Raw genomic sequence first — 18,137 nt, forward strand, 5'->3', positions numbered from 1 at the left:
CTCCGGTCAGGCCCGGCTCTTGCGGCGCCGCACCAGGTGCAGGGTGCACGCGCCCACGAGCAGGGCTCCGATCACGACGAGGCTGGTGATCATCATGGGTGTTTCCTCCTGGATCCGCCGGCCCGTTCGGCCGGTACGGGGACAAGAGGCGGGGAGGTCCGAAAAGGATTCGGGGCGGTCCGGAGTTGATAGGCAAGTGGTTGCTTGCCTATGCTGGAGCGGTGGCCGACGAACTCTTCAGAGCCTTGGCCGACCCGACACGCCGCACGATCCTCGACGAGCTCGCGGAGAAGTCCGGGCAGACACTGTTCGAGATCTGCTCGCGGCTGACCATGAAGCACCGGCTCGGCCTCTCGCGCCAGGGCGTCTCCCAGCACCTCGCCGTGCTGGAGGCCGCCGGACTCGTCGAGACGAGGCGGGAGGGCCGGTACAAGTTCCACGACCTGAACACCGCCCCGCTGCGGCAGATCGCCGAGCGATGGCCCATGCCCGACCCGTCCGGACCGGAAGAGAGCACCCCATGAAGATCCACATGACCAGCGTCTTCGTCGACGACCAGGCCAAGGCCCTGCACTTCTACACCGAGATCCTCGGGTTCGTGAAGAAGCACGACGTCCCGCTGGGCGAGGGCGCCCGCTGGCTGACCGTGGTCTCCCCCGAGGAGCCCGGCGCCGCCGAACTCCTCCTGGAGCCCGCCGGCCACCCCGCCGCCAGGACCTACCGCGACGCCCTCGTCGAGGACGGCATCCCGCTCGCCCAGTTCGCCGTCGACGACGTCACGGCGGAGTACGAGCGCCTGCGCGGCCTCGGCGTCCGCTTCACCCAGGAGCCGCTGGAGATGGGCCCCGTCACCACCGCCGTCTTCGACGACACCTGCGGCAACCTGATCCAGCTCGCGACCGAGCCGAAGTAGCCCGCGGGCCCGGCACGATCCGAAAGGGACGGCCTAGGGCTGGTCCACCGGCCGTCCCGCGTGCAGTTCGAGGGGGCCGGTGGCCGTGGCGCGGGCCGTGAGGGAGGCCTCGATCTGGCGGCGCAGGGACGGTTTCGTGCAGCGGCGCAGTTCGGATGGCGGAACCGTGCGCCATGCGAGGAGCTCCGTACCGGGCAGGCGGATCCGGGACAGGGTGGCGGCGTCGAGGGTGCCGCCGTCGTAGAGGAACCGGACCCGGGCCGGATAGCCGGGGCGGTGGGACCAGTTGACGGCGAGCAGCCGGCCCGGGGCGAGGTCGAGGCCGAGCTCTTCGAGGACCTCGCGGCGGGCCGCGGCGCGCGGGATCTCGCCGAGGTCGCTGTCGATGCCGCCGCCGGGCAGGTTCCAGCGGTCCGGATCGCCGTACGCGGGCCGCACCAGCAGGACCCCGCCCGCGGAGTCGGTGAACAGCACGCTGGCCGCCGTGAGGGCCTTGGGGCGGGCGGCGCGGTGGCCGGCGGCGTCGTAGGCGCCCGCGTGTTCCAGCTCGGCGCGGCGCACGGGGTCGAAGCCCGCCGGGGAGCCGGGCTGCGGCGCGCCCTCGACCAGGTGGGCGAGCGAGCCGGAGCGCAGGGCTGCCAGGGCGGCGCGCACGCGGGCAGCCCGGCGGGGTTCCAGGGCCGCGCAGGCCTCCTCCGGGGTGAGCCAGTGCGCCTCGGTGACCTCCCCGTCCGGGAAGGAGATCGCGGACGTCTCCTCGGGCGTCAGCGGGCCGACCAGGTGGACGTGGACGACGAGGGAGCGCCCGAGGGGCCCCGGCGGGCGGGAGTCCACGGCGAGCAGCCGCCCCACCCGCACGCTCAGGTCCAGCTCCTCCTTCAGCTCGCGGGCCAGCCCCTCCTCCGGAGTCTCGGTGTCCTCCACGCACCCGCCCGGGAGCTCCAGCTCCTCCTTGTACGAGGTGGTGAGGACGAGCACCCGCCCGCGCGGGTCCAGCACGATCCCGGTGGCGGCCACGAGGGGGGACGGCTGGGCGGCGTAGTAGGCGCGGACCGAGTCGGTGTACGGGGACGGGCGTGGGGGCGTCGGGGGCTGATCCGGCACGGGGGCTCCTGGAAGGGTGGCTGCGGTGGCACGGTGATCCGTACCCACTCGGGCAGTGTCCATGGGGTCCTGCGGGGATCCTGCGCGGGATCGCGGGCCGGCGCGGGCCGGGCCCTGTGGCCTGCGAGGACCGGCCGGGGGAGGGCTTAGGCTGCGGGCATGGAGTCCTACACCATCGGCCAGGCGGCGCGGCTGCTCGGCGTCAGCGTAGACACGGCCCGGCGGTGGGCCGACGCGGAAAGGTTCCCGACGCGTCGGGACGGCACCCGGCGGATGGTCGACGGGCCGGACCTCGCCGCGTTCTGCGTGGAGGTCGCCCAGGAGGGCGCCGACGGCGAGGGGGCCCCGTACACCTCGGCGCGCAACGCCTTCGCCGGCATCGTGACGGGCGTGAAACTGGGCACGGTCGACGCGCAGGTCGAGATCCAGGCCGGACCGCACCGCGTCGTGTCCCTGCTGACCCGGGAGGCCGTGGAGGAACTCGGCCTGGAGGTCGGAGCGAGGGCGACCGCGCGGGTGAAGTCGACGAGCGTCTTCATCGACCGGACCTAGGTCCGTCCCCTTCGGATCCTGCCCGGCTGGTGGGGCGGTCCGCGTACCGGTGGCACACTGGCCGCTGATCCGCCGAAGGGGAGTACGTCCGTTGTCCATGTTCAGCACCCTGCGCCGGGCCGTGCGCCGCACCTACCGGCGGACCGTCGACCTCAGCCACCCGGCCCGCTCCCCGCTCGGCAGCGCCGTCGTCAACTGCATCGTGTACCGGGACGGCGTACGCCAGGACGGCCACGGCCACGCCGACGTGGGCGAGGCACTGCGCCGCGTCCGCAAGACGGGCGAGGGCTTCGTCTGGGTCGGCCTGCACGAGCCCTCGCAGGAGGAGTTCGCCGTGCTGGCCGAGCTGCTCGGCCTGCACCCGCTCGCCGTCGGGGACGCGGTCCGGGCCCACCAGCGGCCCAAGATCGAGCGCTACGACGAGACGCTCTTCGCCGTGTTCAAGACCGTGCGGTACGTGGAGCACGAGGAACTGACCGCGACCAGTGAGGTGGTGGAGACCGGGGAGCTCATGGCCTTCGCCGGCGGTGACTTCGTCATCACCATCCGGCACGGCGGGCGCGGCACCCTCGGGTCGGTCCGCGAGGAGCTGGAGGCGCTCCCCGAGCAGCTGGCCAAGGGGCCGGTCTCCGTCCTGCACGCCCTCGCCGACCACGTGGTCGACGAGTACGTGGCCGTCACGGACGCGGTGCAGAACGACATAGACGACGTCGAGACCATGGTCTTCAGCGAGCACGGCGGACGCGGGGACGCCGGCCGGATCTACCAGCTCAAGCGCGAACTGCTGGAACTGCGCAGGGCGGTGGCCCCGCTGGCCCGTCCGCTCCATCAGCTGAGCACCCAGCCGATACCGGTCATCCCGCCGGAGATGCGCACGTACTTCCGGGACGTCGCCGACCATCTGACCCGCGCCACCGACCAGATCAACGCGTACGACGCCCTGCTCGACTCGATACTGCAGGCCCATCTCGCGCAGGTGACCGTCGCCCAGAACGAGGACATGCGCAAGATCACCGCATGGGCGGCCATCGTCGCCGTCCCCACGATGGTCTGCGGGGTCTACGGCATGAACTTCGATCACATGCCCGAGCTGCACTGGACCTACGGATATCCCCTCGTGCTCGGCGTGATGGCGGTCGCGTGCTTCGTCATCCACCGGGGCTTCCGGCGCAACGGCTGGCTCTGAAGGTCCCGGCGGGAGGGCCGGACCGCGGGAAAACCCCGCGAGGCCGGCCCGCCGGGCCCGGTAGGGTCCCCGTGGCGGCGCGCAACCACGAGGAATGGGGCAGGTCGGGACATGCAGCAGGCAGCGGTGGGCGCGGTGGCGACGGCGGAGCTGGCCGGGGACCTTGTGCGGCTGGAGCCGCTGGAGCCGCGGCACCACGACGGGCTGTGCGAGGCGGTCCGCGACGGCAGTCTCTGGGAGCTCGCGGTGACGATCGTCCCGCACCCGGACGACGTACGGGGCTTCATCGAGGACGCCGTCGAGGCGCGGGCGCAGGGCCACCAGATCCCGTATGCCACGGTGGACGCGCGGACCGGGCGGGTCATCGGGTCCACCCGGCTGATGGTGATCAACACCGCGAACCGGCGGCTGGAGATCGGCTGGACCTTCCTGGCCGCGTCCCGGCAGCGCAGCGGTGCGAACGCGGAGGCGAAGCTGCTGATGCTGCGGCACGCCTTCGAGACGATGGGGATGAACCGCGTCGAGCTGCTCACGGACGTGCGCAACGCGAAGTCGCGGGCGGCGATCACCCGGCTCGGCGCACAGCACGAGGGCGTGCTGCGGCACCACATGGTCATGCGGGACGGCTGGATCCGCGATACGGCGGTGTACAGCATCACGCGCCCGGAGTGGCCGGAAGTGGAGCGGGGTCTGCGGGCCCGCCTGGCGGCCCACAGCGCCGACGGCCCGCAAGGCTGAGAGCGGCCCCGCCCCGCCCCGCGGCCGCCTCGGCGTGCCCGGTCAGCGGGTGGCGCGGGTCAGGAAGTGCGTGGGGGCGTCCTCGTACGTGGCCACGTGCCAGCCCGCCGCTTCGAGGGCCGGGCGGAGGTTCGGTTCGGCCAGCGGGTCGTCCGGGCTGACGGCGCGCCCGTGCCGGGCGGCGCGCTCCGCCCGGCCGGAGGGGTGGAAGAGCAGCAGCTCCCCGCCGGGGGCGGTGACGCGGGCCCACTCGCGCAGGGCGGCGGCCGGCCGCGGCAGGTGGTCCAGCAGCCCGGCGGCGAAGATGCCGTGGACGGCGCCGGCCGGCAGCGGGAGCCGCACGCAGTCGGCGAGCAGCAGCCGCGCCGGGCCGCCGTGGCCCGCGCGGGTGGCGGCGTCGAGCATGGCGTGCGTGACGTCGACGCCGATCACCGTGCCGGTGGCGCCGACCAGGGCCCGCAGTGCGGGCAGGGCGCGGCCGCTGCCGCAGCCCAGGTCGAGCGCGCACTGCCCGGGGCGCAGCCCCATCCGGGCGACGGCGGCCTCGTAGGCCGGGGTCTGGTAGGCGAACCGCTCCTCCCAGGCGGCGGCCCGGGGTGTGAAGAAGGCGCGGGTGGCCGTGGTCTGGGCCCGCCCGGCGACCAGCTCGGCGAAGCGGCGCAGCAGTTCGCGGTCGGCCTCGCCCAGGACGGGAAGCCCCCAGGCGCTGGCGCCCACGCGGAACCCGTGCGGGGCGCGGCCGCCCCCGAGGAGGGGATCGGTGCCACCTCCGGCGCCCCGGGTACCCGCCGGACCTGCCGCACCCGCCGGACCTGCTGTACCCGCCGGACCTGCCGTACCCGACGAACCTGCCGTACCCGCCGCCTCCGTGAGCAGCCGGGCTCCCTCGCCGAGGGCGAGAACGGGCACTTCGGCGGCGAGCGCCGGCCCGACGAGGGGGAGGGCGGCGGGGGTGGCCCCGGGGGAGAGGATCAGCGCGTCGATCCCGGCAAGGGAGTCCGGCAGCGGGTCGTCGGCGTCGGGCCGGCACGGGTGGATCCGCAGTCCGGCCGCCTCGATGGCGGCGGTGGGTGCGTCTCCGATGACGAGGACGGCCATCGGCGCCTTCCTTTCCTGCGTCGTGCGCGTGCTGTTGATCGTGCATATGAGGTGCCAGTGACCGGAAACGGCCGCATCTGCGTAAGCATGCACCGCGCAGCCTCTCATATGCCAGGGGTGGGAATGTCGAACCCCGTCCGGCCGGAGCGGGTCGTGCCGGGGTCTTGAGGTGGCGCGAGTTCTGGTAGTAAAGTTTCCTAACGAAGTCGCCAGAGCAACAACTCCCCCATGGAGGAACTGTGTTCACCCCCCACCGCAAGCGACTGGCCGTAAGTACCGTGCTCGGCGCCGCCCTTCTCGCCGTGCCCGTCACCGCCCACGCGACCGCCCCGGCCGCCGCCCCCGCCGCGGCACCGGTCTCCGCGCAGGTGCTGCCCGCCGCCGTCGGACTCGACGACCCGGTGAAGAAGGACATCGCGATGCAGATCGTCTCCAGCGCCGAGAACTCCTCGCTGAACTGGAAGGCGCAGTACAAGTACATCGAGGACATAGACGACGGCCGCGGCTACACGGCCGGCATCATCGGGTTCTGTTCCGGCACCCACGACATGCTCGAACTCGTCGAGTACTACACGCAGATCAAGCCGGGCAACGTGCTCGCCAAGTACCTTCCCGCCCTGCGGAAGGTCGACGGCAGCGACTCGCACGCCGGCCTCGACCCCAACTTCACCAAGGACTGGGTGAAGGCGGCCTCCGACTCCGACTTCAAGAAGGCCCAGGACCACGAGCGCGACCGGGTCTACTTCAACCCGGCGGTGAACCAGGGCAAGGCCGACGGGGTCGGCGTGCTGGGCCAGTTCACCTACTACGACGCCATCGTCATGCACGGCGACGGCGATGACTCCACCAGCTTCCGCAACATCCGCAAGCGGGCCCTGTCCAAGGCCAAGCCCCCGGCCCAGGGCGGCAACGAGACCACCTGGCTCAACGCGTTCCTCGACGCCAGGGTCTGGGCGATGAAGCAGGAGGAGGCGCACAGCGACACCAGCCGCGTCGACACGGCCCAGCGGGTGTGGCTCAAGAAGGGCAACCTCAACCTCAACACCCCCCTGGACTGGAAGGTCTACGGGGACCCGTTCCACATCGGCTGACCGCTCCGCGGGCGCGACCCGCTCCTGGCGCCGGCCGCGGTGCTCCCGGCTGTGGATCCGCTCGACCGGGATCCACAGCCGACCGACCGGGACCGTCAGCAGGACGACCGCGGCAGGGAAATCGTGAGGGCCGCGTACGGAGGGCTGCGCTGACGGCCCCGGCTCCGGGGCTGCGGCTACGAAGTCGGGGCTACGAGGTCGAGGCTACGGGGTCAGGGCTACGAGGTCGGGGCTACGGGGTCAGGGCTACGAGGTCGGGGCTACGGGGTCGGCCGCTCCCCGCGTCAGTACGGTGAAGGCCCGGCCCGCCGAGGTCCAGTGGCCCGACGGGGTCCAGTCCGCGGCCGCCGCGTGCCGGGCCAGGGCCGCCGGGCCGACGCGGGCCCAGGGGAACGGAGCGCCCAGGCCGCCGCGGCCGTCGGCCACCCGGACCTCGCAGCGCTCGTCCACATCGGCCCCGGCCTCCGCCTGCACGCACTCCACGATCAGCGAGCCCGTCACCGCGAGCACCTCGGCCGCCCGGTGCAGCAGCGCGGTGGGATCCCCGCCGATGCCGATGTTCCCGTCGATGAGCAGCGCCGTGTCCCAGCGGCCCTCGCCGGGAAGGGCGTCGAAGACCGACCGGTGCAGGGCGGCGGCGCCCGAGCGGGCGGTCCGGGCCACCGCCTCCGGGCTGACGTCGATGCCCAGGGCCCGGTGCCCGCGGGCGGCCAGCGCGCCGACCAGCCGGCCGGGGCCGCAGCCGATGTCCAGGACGGCGCCCCGGCAGCGGCCCAGCACCGTCCGGTCGGCGCCGTCCGGAGCCTCGCACCAGCGCTCCACGTCCAGTGGGAGCAGCCACCCGTCGCCCCGCCGCAGGTAGAGCGGCCCGCGGCCGCGGCGCAGGGCCACCGCGTACGGATCGGCCGACCAGGCGCTGACCGGACCGCCGGCCCGGGCGCCGCCCGAGGTGAGCGTGGTCATCGCAGCACCGGCCGGGTCGGGCGCGGGGCGAACTCCGCCAGCCGCGCGGCGAAGCCGCTCGCCGGGGCCTCGGCGGCGACCAGGCGGGCGTCCTCGGCGGTGTCGACGTCCCGCAGGACGGGCAGCCGGCCGGTGCGCAGCCCGGCCGCGCGCAGCCGCTCGTACTGGACCGCGCCCGTCCCGGGCACCGACATCGGTACCCCGCGCAGCAGCGCCGGGTCGGGGACGGCCAGCCCGAGCGCCCAGAACCCGCCGTCGACGGCCGGCCCGAACCAGGCCCCGTACGCCGACCAGTCGACGTCCAGCAGCTCCGGCGTGACCTGCGGGGTGTCCATGCCGATCAGCAGCGCGGGCCCGTCACAGGCCCCGAACGCGGCGGCGAGCCGCAGGTCCAGGCTCCCGGAGCACTGCGGGACCACCTCGAAGCCGGGCGGCAGCCACGGACCGGGGCGGCCCTCCAGGACCAGGACCCGGCGCCGCGCGGGAGCCGCGGCCACGGCGGCGAGGGTGTCGGCGAGCGAGGCCTCGGCCAGCGCGGCCGCCTCGGCCGGGGTGAACGGCGGGGTGAGGCGGGTCTTGACCCGGCCCGGGACCGGCTCCTTCGCGATCACCAGCAGGGTGGTCGTGCTCATCGGGCACCGCCCGAGGGTGCAGCCGCACCGGACCGGTCGACGGCCGGTGCGCCGACGGGGCCGCCGGCCGGCTGCGCCAGGACCCGGCTCATGTCGCGCACCGCCTGCCAGGTGCCCCGCCAGGTGCCCGTCACCTTCGACTTCCCCGAGCGCGGCAGGTACGGCACGTCCACCTCCCGGATCCGCCAGCCCGCGTCCGCGGCCCGGACCACCATCTGCAGCGGATAGCCCGAACGCCGGTCCGACAGGTCGAGCCCGAGCAGGGCCTCCCGTCGTGCGGCCCGCATCGGGCCCAGATCGCGCAGCCGCAGTCCGGTCCGCCGGCGCAGCAGCCGGGCCAGCGCCATGTTCCCGGCCCGGGCGTGCGCGGGCCAGGCGCCGCGGCCCTGCGGACGGCGCCGTCCGAGCACCAGATCGGCCCGGCCCGCGGCGACGGCCGCCACGAAGCCGGTCAGCAGCCCGGGGTCCAGCGAGGCGTCGCAGTCGCAGAAGCAGACGACGTCCGCCTCGGCGGCGAGCAGCCCGGCGTGGCAGGCGGCGCCGAAACCGCGCCGCGACTCGGTGACCACGGTCGCGCCGAGGGACCGCGCGAGTTCGGCGGAGCCGTCGGTGGACCCGTTGTCCACGACCAGGGCCCGCCAGCCGTCCGGGATGCGCGCGAGGACCCAGGGCAGGGCCTCGGCCTCGTTCAGACAGGGAAGTACGACGTCTACCGTCACGGTTTCGCTCACGGATTCACCGTAGGAACCGCGGCCCCGGAAAAGGGCCGTGGACTCCTTACGAAACGCGGACGTCGCCCCCACGGACGCGGTCCGGGGCCCTGGCGGGCGCCCGCGGGTGGGAGGCTGGACCGTATGAGCGGTGACGGCGTGAGCAGCAGCGGCGGCAGCAGGAGCGGTGGAGGTGGCCTCGGCGGCGCGGACGGCGCGCGGCCCGCGCCCGCGCGCATCCTGGTCGTCGACGACGACCCGACGGTGGCGGAGGTCGTCACCGGCTACCTCCGGCGCGCCGGCTACACGGTGGAGAGCGCGGCGGACGGCCCGGCGGCCCTCGCCCGCGCCGCCCTGATCCGCCCGGACCTGGTCGTCCTGGACCTCATGCTGCCGGGCCTGGACGGGCTGGAGGTGTGCCGCAGGCTCCGCGCGGCCGGCCCGGTGCCCGTGATCATGCTGACGGCGCGGGGCGACGAGGACGACCGGATCGCGGGACTGGAACTGGGCGCCGACGACTACGTCACGAAACCCTTCAGCCCGCGCGAGCTCGTCCTGCGGGTCGCCTCCGTGCTGCGCCGCGCGGCGGCCGCCGGGGCCGAGGCCGCGCCGGGGACCGGCGGGGGAGGGGACCGGCTCACGGGCGCCGGGATCACCCTCGATCCGGCCACCCACCGAGCCGCCAAGGACGGACGCGAACTGGCTCTCACCGTACGGGAGTTCGACCTGCTGGCGCACTTCCTGCGGCATCCCGGGCAGGCGCACGGGCGCGAGGAGCTGATGCGCGAGGTATGGGGCTGGGACTTCGGTGACCTGTCGACGGTGACCGTGCACGTACGCCGCCTGCGCGCCAAGGTCGAGGAGGACCCGGGGCGGCCGCAGCTGATCCAGACGGTGTGGGGCGTCGGCTATCGCTTCGAACCGGGTGAACCGGGCGAATCAGGTGATGCGGGCCAACCAGGTGAACCGGGCGCACCAGGTGATGCGGGCCAGCCAGGTGATGCGGGCGAACCGGGTGAGGGGGCCGCGGCATGAAGGACATACTGCTCATCGCGCTGTTCGCGTTCGGCGGGGCCGTCTGCGCGGGGGCGTTCGGCGCGCTCGTGCTGAGGCTGGTGCGGCACCGGTCGGTGGCGGTGTCCCTGACGGTGATCGCCGCGGTGACGGTCACCGCGATGCTGGCCGGAACGCTCGCGGTGGCCCAGGCGATGTTCCTCTCCCGGCACGACCTCGGGGTGGTCACCCTGGTCGTGGCCATGGCGGCGGTGGTCTCGCTGGCCGTGGCGCTGGTGCTGGGGCGGTGGGTGGTGGCGCGCAGCCGGGAGCTGTCGCTGGCCGCACGGGACTTCGGTGACGGCGGCAGTTTCGCGGCGCCGCCCGCGCCGGCCACGGCGGAACTGGCCTCGCTGTCGCGGGAGCTTGCGGCGACCAGCGAGAAGCTGGCGGTGTCCCGGGAGCGGGAGCGGGCGCTGGAGACCTCGCGGCGGGAGCTGGTGGCCTGGATCTCGCACGATCTGCGGACCCCGCTGGCGGGGCTGCGGGCGATGTCCGAGGCGCTGGAGGACGGCATGGCGGAGGATCCGGCGCGCTACCACCGGCAGATCCGCACCGAGGTCGAGCGGCTCAACTCCATGGTCGGCGACCTCTTCGAGCTGTCCCGCATCCACGCGGGCGCACTGGCGCTGAGCCCGAGCCGCATGTCCGTGTACGACCTGGTCGGCGACGCGCTGTCCGGGGTGCACCCGCTGGCGCGGGAGCGCGGGGTGCGGCTCGACGGCGCGGCGGTGGACCGGGTGCCGGTGGAGGTCGACGGCAAGGAGATGACCCGGGTCCTGGCCAACCTGCTGATCAACGCGATCCGGCACACCCCGGCGGACGGCACCGTGGCCATCGCGGCCTCGGTGCGGGCCGACGGGGGAGCGGTGGTCGTCTCCGTGACGGACGGCTGCGGCGGGATCCCGGCGGAGGACCTCCCGCGGGTCTTCGACACGGGCTGGCGGGGCACGCAGGCGCGGACGCCTCCGGCGGGGGTGGCCTCGGCGGGGGCGGCCGCGGTGCCGGCGCCTCCGGCGGGCGCGGGGCTGGGGCTGGCGATCGTACGGGGCATCGTGGAGGCGCACGAGGGGCGGGCGGCGGTACGGAACGTTCCCGGAGGGTGCCGCTTCGAGGTGACCCTGCCGGTGCCGGCCTGAGGCGGCGCCGGCCCGGGGCCGGAGCCCCGGGGGCGCCGCCGCGGCCACGGCCCGCGGCGGCCCCGCTCCTCGCCCGCCTCAGGGGCGCTGTGCGGCGTGCGCGAAGTCCGTCATGCCCTTCGCGAAATCGACTTCCGCGCGCCAGCCCAGGTCCGTGCGCAGGCGGTGGGAGTCGGCCGTGATGTGGCGGACGTCGCCGAGACGGTACGCGCCGGTGACCACGGGGGCGGGGCCGCCGTGGGCCGTGGCCAGGGCGGTGGCCATCTCGCCCACCGTGTGCGGGGTTCCGCTGCCGGTGTTGTACGCGGTGCACAGGCCGGGCGGGGTCGAGGCCTCCAGGGCCAGGACGTTGGCCTGCGCGACGTCCGTCACGTGGACGAAGTCCCGGCGCTGGCCGCCGTCCTCGTACACCTGCGGGGCCTCGCCCCGCGCCAGCGAGGAGCGGAAGAAGGAGGCCACGCCCGCGTACGGGGTATCGCGCGGCATCCCCGGGCCGTACACGTTGTGGTAGCGCAGCGACACCGCGCGGCCGTCCACGCAGCGGGCCCAGGAGGCCGCCAGGTGCTCCTGGGCCAGCTTCGTGGTCGCGTACACGTTGCGGGGATCGGTCGGCGCGTCCTCGGCCACCAGCCCCGGCGCCAGTTCCGAGTCGCAGACGGGGCAGTGCGGTTCGAAGCGGCCCGCGGCCAGGTCGGCGGCGCGGCGCGGGCCCGGGCGGACCACACCGTGGCGCGGGCACTCGTACCGGCCCTCCCCGTAGACCACCATCGAGCCGGCGAGGACCAGGTCCCGGACCCCGCCGTCCGCCATCGCGGCGAGCAGCACCGCCGTGCCGAGGTCGTTGTGGGAGACGTAGGCCGGGGCGTCCGCGAAGTCCTTGCCGAGGCCGACCATCGCGGCCTGGTGGCAGACGGAGTCCACGCCGCGCAGGGCCGTGCGGACGGCCTCGGGGTCGCGGACGTCCGCCCGGACGAACTCGCCGCCGTCCGCCGGGGGGACGAGGTCCAGGACGAGGGGGTCGTGGCCGTGGAGACGCAGAGTGGTAACGATGTGGGACCCGATGAACCCGGATCCGCCGGTGACGAGTACGCGCATGACCGGGACGTTACGGACTGCCGGGGCGCGGAGGGGGCTCCCACGCCCCGCCGTAAGACTTCCGTCAGGTCATTTCGTCACGGGCGGTGAGCACATGGGGGCAGGGGGTCCCAAGGTGCGCCCGGTACTGGAGTGTTTGGGCCACCGAGCGGCGAAAAGTAACCTTTTTGGTGCCGCGTCAACTGGCTTGACCGCGACGTAAGCGGGGCATAAGTTCTGCCCCGGCTTGCTCCGTCCGGGTGGGCCGGAACGTCGTCCTCTGGGGGGACCCATGCACTACTTCACCGATGTCGTCAAGCGGTACGCGGACTTCAACGGCCGCGCCCGGCGCCAGGAATACTGGATGTACACCCTCATCTACGTGGTGCTGCTGATCGCCGTCATGATCGTCGACCTCGTGCTCACCACCTACCCGCTGCTGTACTCCCTCCTGGCGCTCGGCCTCTTCCTCCCCTCGCTCGGGGTGGGCGTCCGCCGCCTGCACGACCAGGGCAAGTCCGGCTGGTGGATCCTGGTCGGCATCATCCCCCTCGTCGGCTGGATCTGGGCCATCGTCCTGATGGCCACCGAGGGCACCCCCGGCCCGAACCAGTACGGCCCGAGCCCGAAGGCCGTCCACGCCTGAGCGGGTCCGTGAACCCGTAGTGGCCGAATAGTGCCCGAGTGGTACCCGAGCGCCGCCCCTGGCTGGAAACAGCCGGTGGCGGCGCTTTCGGCGTCCAGGGCGCTCCGGGCACCCTGCGTGACGCGCGTCTCGTCCGACCTTGCGCAGGGGGCTGTCCAGACCGGCCCGATCACGAGATATCTTGATGTCGAGCAATGTTGCAGACGAGAGACGCAGACTGTGGAGCGGAGCATCCGGTGACTGACTCGACCATCATCTACACGCACACTGACGAGGCCCCGGCCCTCGCGACGTATTCGTTCCTGCCTGTGATCCAGGCCTACGCGTCGACGGCCGGTGTGAATGTCGAGACCCGTGACATCTCCCTGGCAGGCCGGATCATCGCCAGCTTCCCCGAGTACCTGGAAGAGGGCCAGCGCATCGCGGACGCCCTCGCCGAGCTCGGCGAGCTGGCGAAGACGCCCGAGGCCAACATCATCAAGCTGCCCAACGTCTCGGCGTCGATCCCGCAGCTCAAGGCCGCGGTGGCCGAGCTCCAGGGCCAGGGCTACGCGCTTCCGGACTACCCGGACGACCCGAAGAGCGACGAGGAGCGGGAGAACCGCGCCCGTTACGACAAGATCAAGGGCAGCGCCGTCAACCCGGTCCTGCGCGAGGGCAACTCCGACCGCCGCGCCCCCGCCTCGGTCAAGAACTACGCCAAGGCCCACCCGCACCGCATGGGCGCCTGGACCGGCGAGTCGAAGACGAACGTCGCCACCATGGGCGAGAACGACTTCCGCTCCACCGAGAAGTCCGCCGTGATGGCCGAGGCCGGCACGCTGCGCATCGAGTACGTCGACGCCGACGGCGCCGTCACGGTGCTGCGCGACTCCGTACCGGTGCTCGCCGGCGAGGTCGTGGACGCGTCCGTCCTGCACGTCGACGCGCTGCGCACCTTCCTCAACGACCAGATCGAGCGTGCCAAGGCCGAGGGCGTCCTGTTCTCCGTGCACCTCAAGGCCACGATGATGAAGGTCTCCGACCCGATCATCTTCGGCCAGGTGGTCCGCGCCTTCTTCCCGAAGACCTTCGCCCGCTACGGCGAGACCCTGGCGGCCGCCGGTCTGTCCCCGAACGACGGCCTCGGCACCATCCTGAACGGCCTGGGCGCGCTGCCCGACGCCGACGCGATCAAGGCCTCCTTCGACGCCGAGATCGCGGAGGGCCCGGCCCTCGCGATGGTGGACTCCGACAAGGGCATCACCAACCTGCACGTGCCGTCCGACGTCATCGTCGACGCCTCGATGCCGGCCATGATCCGCACCTCCGGCCACATGTGGGGCCCGGACGGCGCCGAGGCCGACACGCTCGCCGTCCTCCCGGACAGCAGCTACGCCGGTGTCTACCAGGCCGTCATCGACGACTGCCGCAAGCACGGCGCGTACGACCCGTCCACGATGGGCTCGGTGCCGAACGTCGGCCTCATGGCCCAGAAGGCCGAGGAGTACGGCAGCCACGACAAGACCTTCGAGCTGGCCGCCGCCGGCACCGTCCGCGTCGTCGACGCCTCGGGTGCCACGGTCATCGAGCAGGAGGTCGCCGCCGGCGACATCTTCCGTGCCTGCCAGACCAAGGACGCGCCGATCCAGGACTGGGTCAAGCTCGCCGTCACCCGCGCCCGCGCCACCGGCGTCCCGGCCGTCTTCTGGCTCGACGAGGGCCGCGCCCACGACGCGCAGCTGATCGCCAAGGTCAAGACGTACCTCGCGGACCACGACACCGCCGGTCTGACCATCAAGATCCTGTCCCCGGTCGAGGCCACCGCCTACTCCCTGGAGCGGATCCGCCGCGGCGAGGACACCATCTCGGTGACCGGCAACGTGCTGCGCGACTACCTGACCGACCTGTTCCCGATCCTGGAGCTGGGCACCAGCGCCAAGATGCTGTCGGTCGTCCCGCTGATGAACGGCGGCGGCCTCTTCGAGACGGGCGCCGGCGGCTCCGCCCCGAAGCACGTCCAGCAGCTCGTCAAGGAGAACTACCTGCGCTGGGACTCCCTGGGTGAGTTCCTCGCGCTGGCCGTCTCCTTCGAGCACCTCGCCACCACCACCGGCAACGCCCGCGCCCAGGTGCTGGCCGACACCCTGGACCGGGCGACGGGCACCTTCCTCAACGAGGACAAGTCGCCGAGCCGCAAGCTGGGCGGCATCGACAACCGCGGCAGCCACTTCTACCTCGCCCTGTACTGGGCGCAGGAGCTGTCGCGCCAGACCGACGACCCGAAGCTGGCCGCGGCGTTCGACCCGCTCGCCAAGACGCTGGCCGAGTCCGAGGAGAAGATCGTCGGCGAGCTCATCGCCGTCCAGGGCTCCCCGGCCGACATCGGCGGCTACTACCAGCCCGACGCCGCCAAGGCCTCGGCGATCATGCGGCCGTCCGCGACGCTGAACGCGGCGCTCGCGCTCCTCGGCTGAGGTCCACCGCACCGCGTGCACGGGTCCGCCCCGGCCGGCATCAGCCGGCCGGGGCGGACCCGTTCGCGTGCCCGGTCAGAGCCGGTGCACCTGATCCGTGGAGAAGGCCAGCGGGCCGGGCCCGGCGGCCAGGATCCGCAGCCCGGGGGCCACGGCGAGCAGCTCGCGCAGCCAGTCGACCGTCTCGGACGCGAGGTGCTCGCAGCCGTCGAGGACGAGCAGCATGTCGCGCTCCGCCAGCCACGACGCCGCGTTCGACGTCCCGCACGGCAGGAAGGGCATGCCCGGCAGACAGCCCAGTGCGGCGGTCAGATCGCGGATCCCGAACCGCCGGTCCATGGACACCACGGCCACGCCGTCGTAGAAATTGGACGAGAGCCGTTGCCCGATCTCGCGCACCAACTGGCTGCGGGGCTCCCGGAACCGACCGGTGACGGTCAGCACCTTGCCCCGGCGCACGGCGGTGAAAAGACGGGACAGCTCGGCGGAGGTCGCCGGGAACGTACCGGCTCCTCTGGAATCCCTCATCGGCACGATGCCCCCCTGCATGCGTGACCTGCGGCAAGAGGGTTGTTTCAAGCCGCATGAAGACGATTATGCGCCAGTTTTCGGGAAAGGCCAGGGGAATTCCCTATTCCGGTGAAAGGACCGTGGCGCCCGGTGATCGCCGGAGTTGTACAGGTCACATGCCTTTGTCCACCCTGGTTGTCCGGGGGCCCGTAATCCGCTGTACTGCTGCTGTGCGGCCCGGTGTTCGGGCATGGCGCGGACATGCGGGGGAGGGGCCAGGATGAGTGCGGACCGGCGTCGTGCAGGGCGGGGCGCGCGGCGCGCGTCGCACCGGCGCCGTGCGGGCTTGCGGAGCCGAAGACCCCTGCTGAGCTTCTTCCTGTCGGCCTTCCTCCTCGTGGGCGTGTGCTCCGCGGCGGGGATCGCCTGGGACACCCGTACCGTCGCGGGCGCGCAGGTCCGCCCGGAACCGGTCCCGGACGCCACCCTGCCCGGGACCCCGGGCGACAGCCCCGCGCCCACGGCCACGGGCCCCGCCGCCGGCGGTCCGGGCGCCACCGCCCCGCAGAGCCCGGCCGGGCCGTCCCCGGAACCCGAGGATCCCGGGCCCGGTACGGGCGACGGGGTGCGGCCCTCCGGACCCCTGCCCTTCGACATGCCGCAGCCGGCCGCCCTGCGCTCCGGCGCCGCCGGCAAGAAGCTGGTCTTCGCGCACTACTTCACCCCGTACCCGCTCTCCCTGGACAACGCGAGCGCCGACGCCGACTACTACACCCGCAACTACCTGCAACCGGACGGTGAGAACGGCAAGCACGAGCGCTACGGCGGCCTGCTGCGCGACCGGCCGCTGCCCGTCGCGCCCAAGGGCGGGAACTGGGAGCTCGCCAACCTCCAGCAGGAGGTCCGTACGGCCCGCGCCGCCGGCCTCGACGGATTCACCCTCGACCTGCTCTCGCTCTCCGGGAAGAACCTCGAACGCTGCAAGCTCCTGATGGAGGCGGCCCGTTCGGTGGACCCCGGGTTCAAGATCATGCTGATGCCGGACATGACCTCCCTGGGCACCGACGACCCGGCCGTGCTCGCCGGCCTGCTCGCGGACCTCGCCGCGTCCCCGGCCGCGCACCGGCTGCCCGACGGACGGCTGGTCGTCTCGCCGTTCAAGGCGGAGGAGAAGAGCGCCGCCTGGTGGACGCGGGTCATGGACGTCCTGAAGTCCCGGCACGGCATCCGGACCGCCTTCGTCCCGCTCTTCCTCGACTTCGGCTCGCACAGCGGGGAGTTCGAGCCCATCAGCTACGGATTCTCCGAGTGGGGCAGCCGCAGTTACGTCGGCCAGGAGAGCTCCACGCGCGACGTCCGGCGCGCCCACGCCGCGGGCAGGATCTGGATGCAGCCCGTGTCGGTCCAGGACGCCCGCCCCAACCAGGGCATCTACGACGAGGCCGGCAACACCGCTACCCTGCGCGCCACATGGAACCGCGCCATCGAGGACGGGGCCGACTGGGTCCAGCTCACCACCTGGAACGACTACAGCGAGGGCAGCCAGTTCGCGCCCTCCCTGCACAACGGCCATGCCTACCTCGACCTTTCCTCCTACTACCTCACCCGGTTCAAGACGGGCGGCTGGCCGGAGGTCGTCCGCGACACGCTGTACCTGAGCTCGCGCACCCAGTTCGCCGCCGCCGACCCGAGCGGCGGCCAGTCCCTCGTGATGTCGCTGCGGGGCGGCAGCGCCGCGGCCCGGGACACGGTGGAGGTGCTGAGCTTCCTGACCGCGCCCGCGAGCATCCGTACGGCCGTGGGGGCGGACGGCGGCGCGCACGCGGCCCCGGCCGGGGTCCACTCCGAGCTGCTGCCCCTGAGTCCGGGCACCGGCTCGGCGGCCGTGGTGCGGGACGGCAGGACCGGGGTCCGGGTGGAGCTGCCGTACCGGGTGGACCGCACGGTCGAGGTCCAGGACCTCCAGTACTACGCCGCCACCAGCGGCCGGAGCTGAGTCCGCGGGGGCCCCGGCGTGCGCCCGCAGGGGCCCCGGCGTGGACTCGCAGGGGCCGAAGTCCCGTGGTTCGGGACCTTCGTCACCCCATATGTAGTGGTGGCCATCCACTCCCGCATCTATATGTAGTGTTGGTTCTGCCGGTTCGGCGGGGCCTCTCCCCGACCGAGGCAACAGGGAACCCGGTGGGAATCCGGGACTGCCCCGCAACGGTGAGTCCGCCAGAGGCGGACGAGTCCGACACCTGCCGGCACGGGCCTTCGAGGAGGGCCCGCC

19 protein-coding genes and 1 riboswitch are annotated in these 18,137 nt (G+C 73.3%); of the genes, 11 read left to right on the forward strand and 8 right to left on the reverse strand.

Annotation, left to right across the window (positions count from 1 at the left end; translation table 11 throughout):
- Positions 1-6: 6 nt before the first annotated feature.
- Positions 7-96, reverse strand: a complete 90-nt coding sequence (locus ACWCP2_RS04190) for an LPXTG cell wall anchor domain-containing protein (RefSeq protein ID WP_450907032.1) — start codon at positions 94-96, stop codon at positions 7-9.
- A 125-nt stretch (positions 97-221) separates the two neighbouring features.
- Here ACWCP2_RS04190 and ACWCP2_RS04195 point away from each other — a divergent pair, with 125 nt between their 5' ends.
- Both ACWCP2_RS04195 and ACWCP2_RS04200 read left to right on the forward strand, forming a co-directional pair.
- On the forward strand, positions 222-524 hold the full coding sequence (locus ACWCP2_RS04195) for an ArsR/SmtB family transcription factor (RefSeq protein WP_450907033.1): 303 nt from the start codon (positions 222-224) through the stop codon (positions 522-524).
- Positions 521-913, forward strand: a complete 393-nt coding sequence (locus tag ACWCP2_RS04200) for a VOC family protein (RefSeq protein WP_450907034.1) — start codon at positions 521-523, stop codon at positions 911-913. Before ACWCP2_RS04195 ends, ACWCP2_RS04200 begins: the two co-directional genes overlap by 4 nt.
- A 33-nt stretch (positions 914-946) precedes the next feature.
- Here the strand turns inward: ACWCP2_RS04200 and ACWCP2_RS04205 are convergent, their stop codons facing one another.
- On the reverse strand, positions 947-2,017 hold the full coding sequence (locus ACWCP2_RS04205; protein ID WP_450907035.1) for an NUDIX domain-containing protein: 1,071 nt from the start codon (positions 2,015-2,017) through the stop codon (positions 947-949).
- Positions 2,018-2,176: 159 nt separating this feature from the next.
- On the opposite strand from ACWCP2_RS04205, the gene ACWCP2_RS04210 reads away from it, so the two are divergent.
- The 3 genes from ACWCP2_RS04210 to ACWCP2_RS04220 all read left to right on the forward strand — a co-directional run bounded on the left by ACWCP2_RS04210 (position 2,177) and on the right by ACWCP2_RS04220 (position 4,493).
- Positions 2,177-2,569 carry a TOBE domain-containing protein gene (locus ACWCP2_RS04210; protein WP_450907036.1) on the forward strand — a complete coding sequence of 131 codons (393 nt, stop codon included), beginning with the start codon at positions 2,177-2,179 and terminating at the stop codon, positions 2,567-2,569.
- 97 nt (positions 2,570-2,666) lie between these two features.
- Complete coding sequence (locus ACWCP2_RS04215) at positions 2,667-3,755, forward strand: magnesium and cobalt transport protein CorA (protein ID WP_450907037.1); 1,089 nt, start codon at positions 2,667-2,669, stop codon at positions 3,753-3,755.
- A 111-nt stretch (positions 3,756-3,866) separates the two neighbouring features.
- Positions 3,867-4,493 (forward strand): GNAT family N-acetyltransferase, encoded by a 627-nt coding sequence (locus ACWCP2_RS04220; protein ID WP_450907038.1) that lies wholly within the window; start codon positions 3,867-3,869, stop codon positions 4,491-4,493.
- A gap of 42 nt (positions 4,494-4,535) precedes the next feature.
- Here ACWCP2_RS04220 and ACWCP2_RS04225 read toward each other — a convergent pair whose 3' ends face one another.
- On the reverse strand, positions 4,536-5,591 hold the full coding sequence (locus ACWCP2_RS04225) for a class I SAM-dependent methyltransferase (RefSeq protein ID WP_450907039.1): 1,056 nt from the start codon (positions 5,589-5,591) through the stop codon (positions 4,536-4,538).
- 278 nt (positions 5,592-5,869) lie between these two features.
- Between ACWCP2_RS04225 and ACWCP2_RS04230 the strand changes: the two genes are divergently transcribed.
- The gene (locus ACWCP2_RS04230; protein ID WP_450907154.1) at positions 5,870-6,682 is read left to right on the forward strand and encodes a chitosanase; all 813 of its coding nucleotides are present in this window, start codon (positions 5,870-5,872) and stop codon (positions 6,680-6,682) included.
- A 246-nt stretch (positions 6,683-6,928) separates the two neighbouring features.
- On the opposite strand, the gene ACWCP2_RS04235 is transcribed toward ACWCP2_RS04230, so the two are convergent.
- Genes ACWCP2_RS04235 through ACWCP2_RS04245 form a run of 3 tightly spaced genes read right to left on the reverse strand, consistent with a single transcriptional unit; the run spans position 6,929 to position 9,008 of the window.
- Positions 6,929-7,645, reverse strand: a complete 717-nt coding sequence (locus ACWCP2_RS04235; protein WP_450907040.1) for a class I SAM-dependent methyltransferase — start codon at positions 7,643-7,645, stop codon at positions 6,929-6,931.
- The gene (locus ACWCP2_RS04240) at positions 7,642-8,277 is read right to left on the reverse strand and encodes a TIGR04282 family arsenosugar biosynthesis glycosyltransferase (protein ID WP_450907041.1); all 636 of its coding nucleotides are present in this window, start codon (positions 8,275-8,277) and stop codon (positions 7,642-7,644) included. Before ACWCP2_RS04240 ends, ACWCP2_RS04235 begins: the two co-directional genes overlap by 4 nt.
- Entirely contained in the window at positions 8,274-9,008 is a 735-nt protein-coding gene (locus ACWCP2_RS04245) for a glycosyltransferase family 2 protein (RefSeq protein WP_450907042.1), read from the reverse strand. Before ACWCP2_RS04245 ends, ACWCP2_RS04240 begins: the two co-directional genes overlap by 4 nt.
- Before the next feature lie 216 nt (positions 9,009-9,224).
- Here ACWCP2_RS04245 and ACWCP2_RS04250 point away from each other — a divergent pair, with 216 nt between their 5' ends.
- Both ACWCP2_RS04250 and ACWCP2_RS04255 read left to right on the forward strand, forming a co-directional pair.
- Positions 9,225-10,022, forward strand: coding sequence for a response regulator (locus ACWCP2_RS04250; RefSeq protein WP_450907155.1), 798 nt, complete (start codon positions 9,225-9,227; stop codon positions 10,020-10,022).
- Positions 10,019-11,179: a sensor histidine kinase gene (locus ACWCP2_RS04255; RefSeq protein WP_450907043.1), complete on the forward strand. Its 1,161-nt coding sequence runs from the start codon at positions 10,019-10,021 to the stop codon at positions 11,177-11,179. Before ACWCP2_RS04250 ends, ACWCP2_RS04255 begins: the two co-directional genes overlap by 4 nt.
- A 78-nt stretch (positions 11,180-11,257) precedes the next feature.
- On the opposite strand, the gene ACWCP2_RS04260 is transcribed toward ACWCP2_RS04255, so the two are convergent.
- The gene (locus ACWCP2_RS04260) at positions 11,258-12,274 is read right to left on the reverse strand and encodes an NAD-dependent epimerase/dehydratase family protein (RefSeq protein WP_450907044.1); all 1,017 of its coding nucleotides are present in this window, start codon (positions 12,272-12,274) and stop codon (positions 11,258-11,260) included.
- A gap of 271 nt (positions 12,275-12,545) precedes the next feature.
- Here ACWCP2_RS04260 and ACWCP2_RS04265 point away from each other — a divergent pair, with 271 nt between their 5' ends.
- Both ACWCP2_RS04265 and ACWCP2_RS04270 read left to right on the forward strand, forming a co-directional pair.
- Positions 12,546-12,899: a DUF805 domain-containing protein gene (locus ACWCP2_RS04265; protein ID WP_450907045.1), complete on the forward strand. Its 354-nt coding sequence runs from the start codon at positions 12,546-12,548 to the stop codon at positions 12,897-12,899.
- A 236-nt stretch (positions 12,900-13,135) separates the two neighbouring features.
- The gene (locus ACWCP2_RS04270; RefSeq protein ID WP_450907046.1) at positions 13,136-15,355 is read left to right on the forward strand and encodes an NADP-dependent isocitrate dehydrogenase; all 2,220 of its coding nucleotides are present in this window, start codon (positions 13,136-13,138) and stop codon (positions 15,353-15,355) included.
- A 75-nt stretch (positions 15,356-15,430) separates the two neighbouring features.
- Here the strand turns inward: ACWCP2_RS04270 and ACWCP2_RS04275 are convergent, their stop codons facing one another.
- Positions 15,431-15,883: a hypothetical protein gene (locus ACWCP2_RS04275; protein WP_450907047.1), complete on the reverse strand. Its 453-nt coding sequence runs from the start codon at positions 15,881-15,883 to the stop codon at positions 15,431-15,433.
- Positions 15,884-16,211: 328 nt separating this feature from the next.
- Between ACWCP2_RS04275 and ACWCP2_RS04280 the strand changes: the two genes are divergently transcribed.
- The gene (locus ACWCP2_RS04280; protein WP_450907048.1) at positions 16,212-17,861 is read left to right on the forward strand and encodes an endo-1,3-alpha-glucanase family glycosylhydrolase; all 1,650 of its coding nucleotides are present in this window, start codon (positions 16,212-16,214) and stop codon (positions 17,859-17,861) included.
- Positions 17,862-17,985: 124 nt separating this feature from the next.
- Positions 17,986-18,127, forward strand: a riboswitch (cobalamin riboswitch).
- Positions 18,128-18,137: the final 10 nt, after the last annotated feature.

Source organism: Streptomyces sp. NPDC002104 (assembly GCF_053593795.1).

Bases quoted from the DNA above. Each gene is read 5' to 3' on its own strand.
- ACWCP2_RS04190 (WP_450907032.1), bottom strand. From the start codon at position 96: ATGATGATCACCAGCCTCGTCGTGATCGGAGCCCTGCTCGTGGGCGCG.
- ACWCP2_RS04200 (WP_450907034.1), top strand. From the start codon at position 521: ATGAAGATCCACATGACCAGCGTCTTCGTCGACGACCAGGCCAAGGCC.
- ACWCP2_RS04210 (WP_450907036.1), top strand. From the start codon at position 2,177: ATGGAGTCCTACACCATCGGCCAGGCGGCGCGGCTGCTCGGCGTCAGC.
- ACWCP2_RS04215 (WP_450907037.1), top strand. From the start codon at position 2,667: ATGTTCAGCACCCTGCGCCGGGCCGTGCGCCGCACCTACCGGCGGACC.
- ACWCP2_RS04220 (WP_450907038.1), top strand. From the start codon at position 3,867: ATGCAGCAGGCAGCGGTGGGCGCGGTGGCGACGGCGGAGCTGGCCGGG.
- ACWCP2_RS04225 (WP_450907039.1), bottom strand. From the start codon at position 5,591: ATGGCCGTCCTCGTCATCGGAGACGCACCCACCGCCGCCATCGAGGCG.
- ACWCP2_RS04235 (WP_450907040.1), bottom strand. From the start codon at position 7,645: ATGACCACGCTCACCTCGGGCGGCGCCCGGGCCGGCGGTCCGGTCAGC.
- ACWCP2_RS04240 (WP_450907041.1), bottom strand. From the start codon at position 8,277: ATGAGCACGACCACCCTGCTGGTGATCGCGAAGGAGCCGGTCCCGGGC.
- ACWCP2_RS04255 (WP_450907043.1), top strand. From the start codon at position 10,019: ATGAAGGACATACTGCTCATCGCGCTGTTCGCGTTCGGCGGGGCCGTC.
- ACWCP2_RS04260 (WP_450907044.1), bottom strand. From the start codon at position 12,274: ATGCGCGTACTCGTCACCGGCGGATCCGGGTTCATCGGGTCCCACATC.
- ACWCP2_RS04265 (WP_450907045.1), top strand. From the start codon at position 12,546: ATGCACTACTTCACCGATGTCGTCAAGCGGTACGCGGACTTCAACGGC.
- ACWCP2_RS04275 (WP_450907047.1), bottom strand. From the start codon at position 15,883: ATGAGGGATTCCAGAGGAGCCGGTACGTTCCCGGCGACCTCCGCCGAG.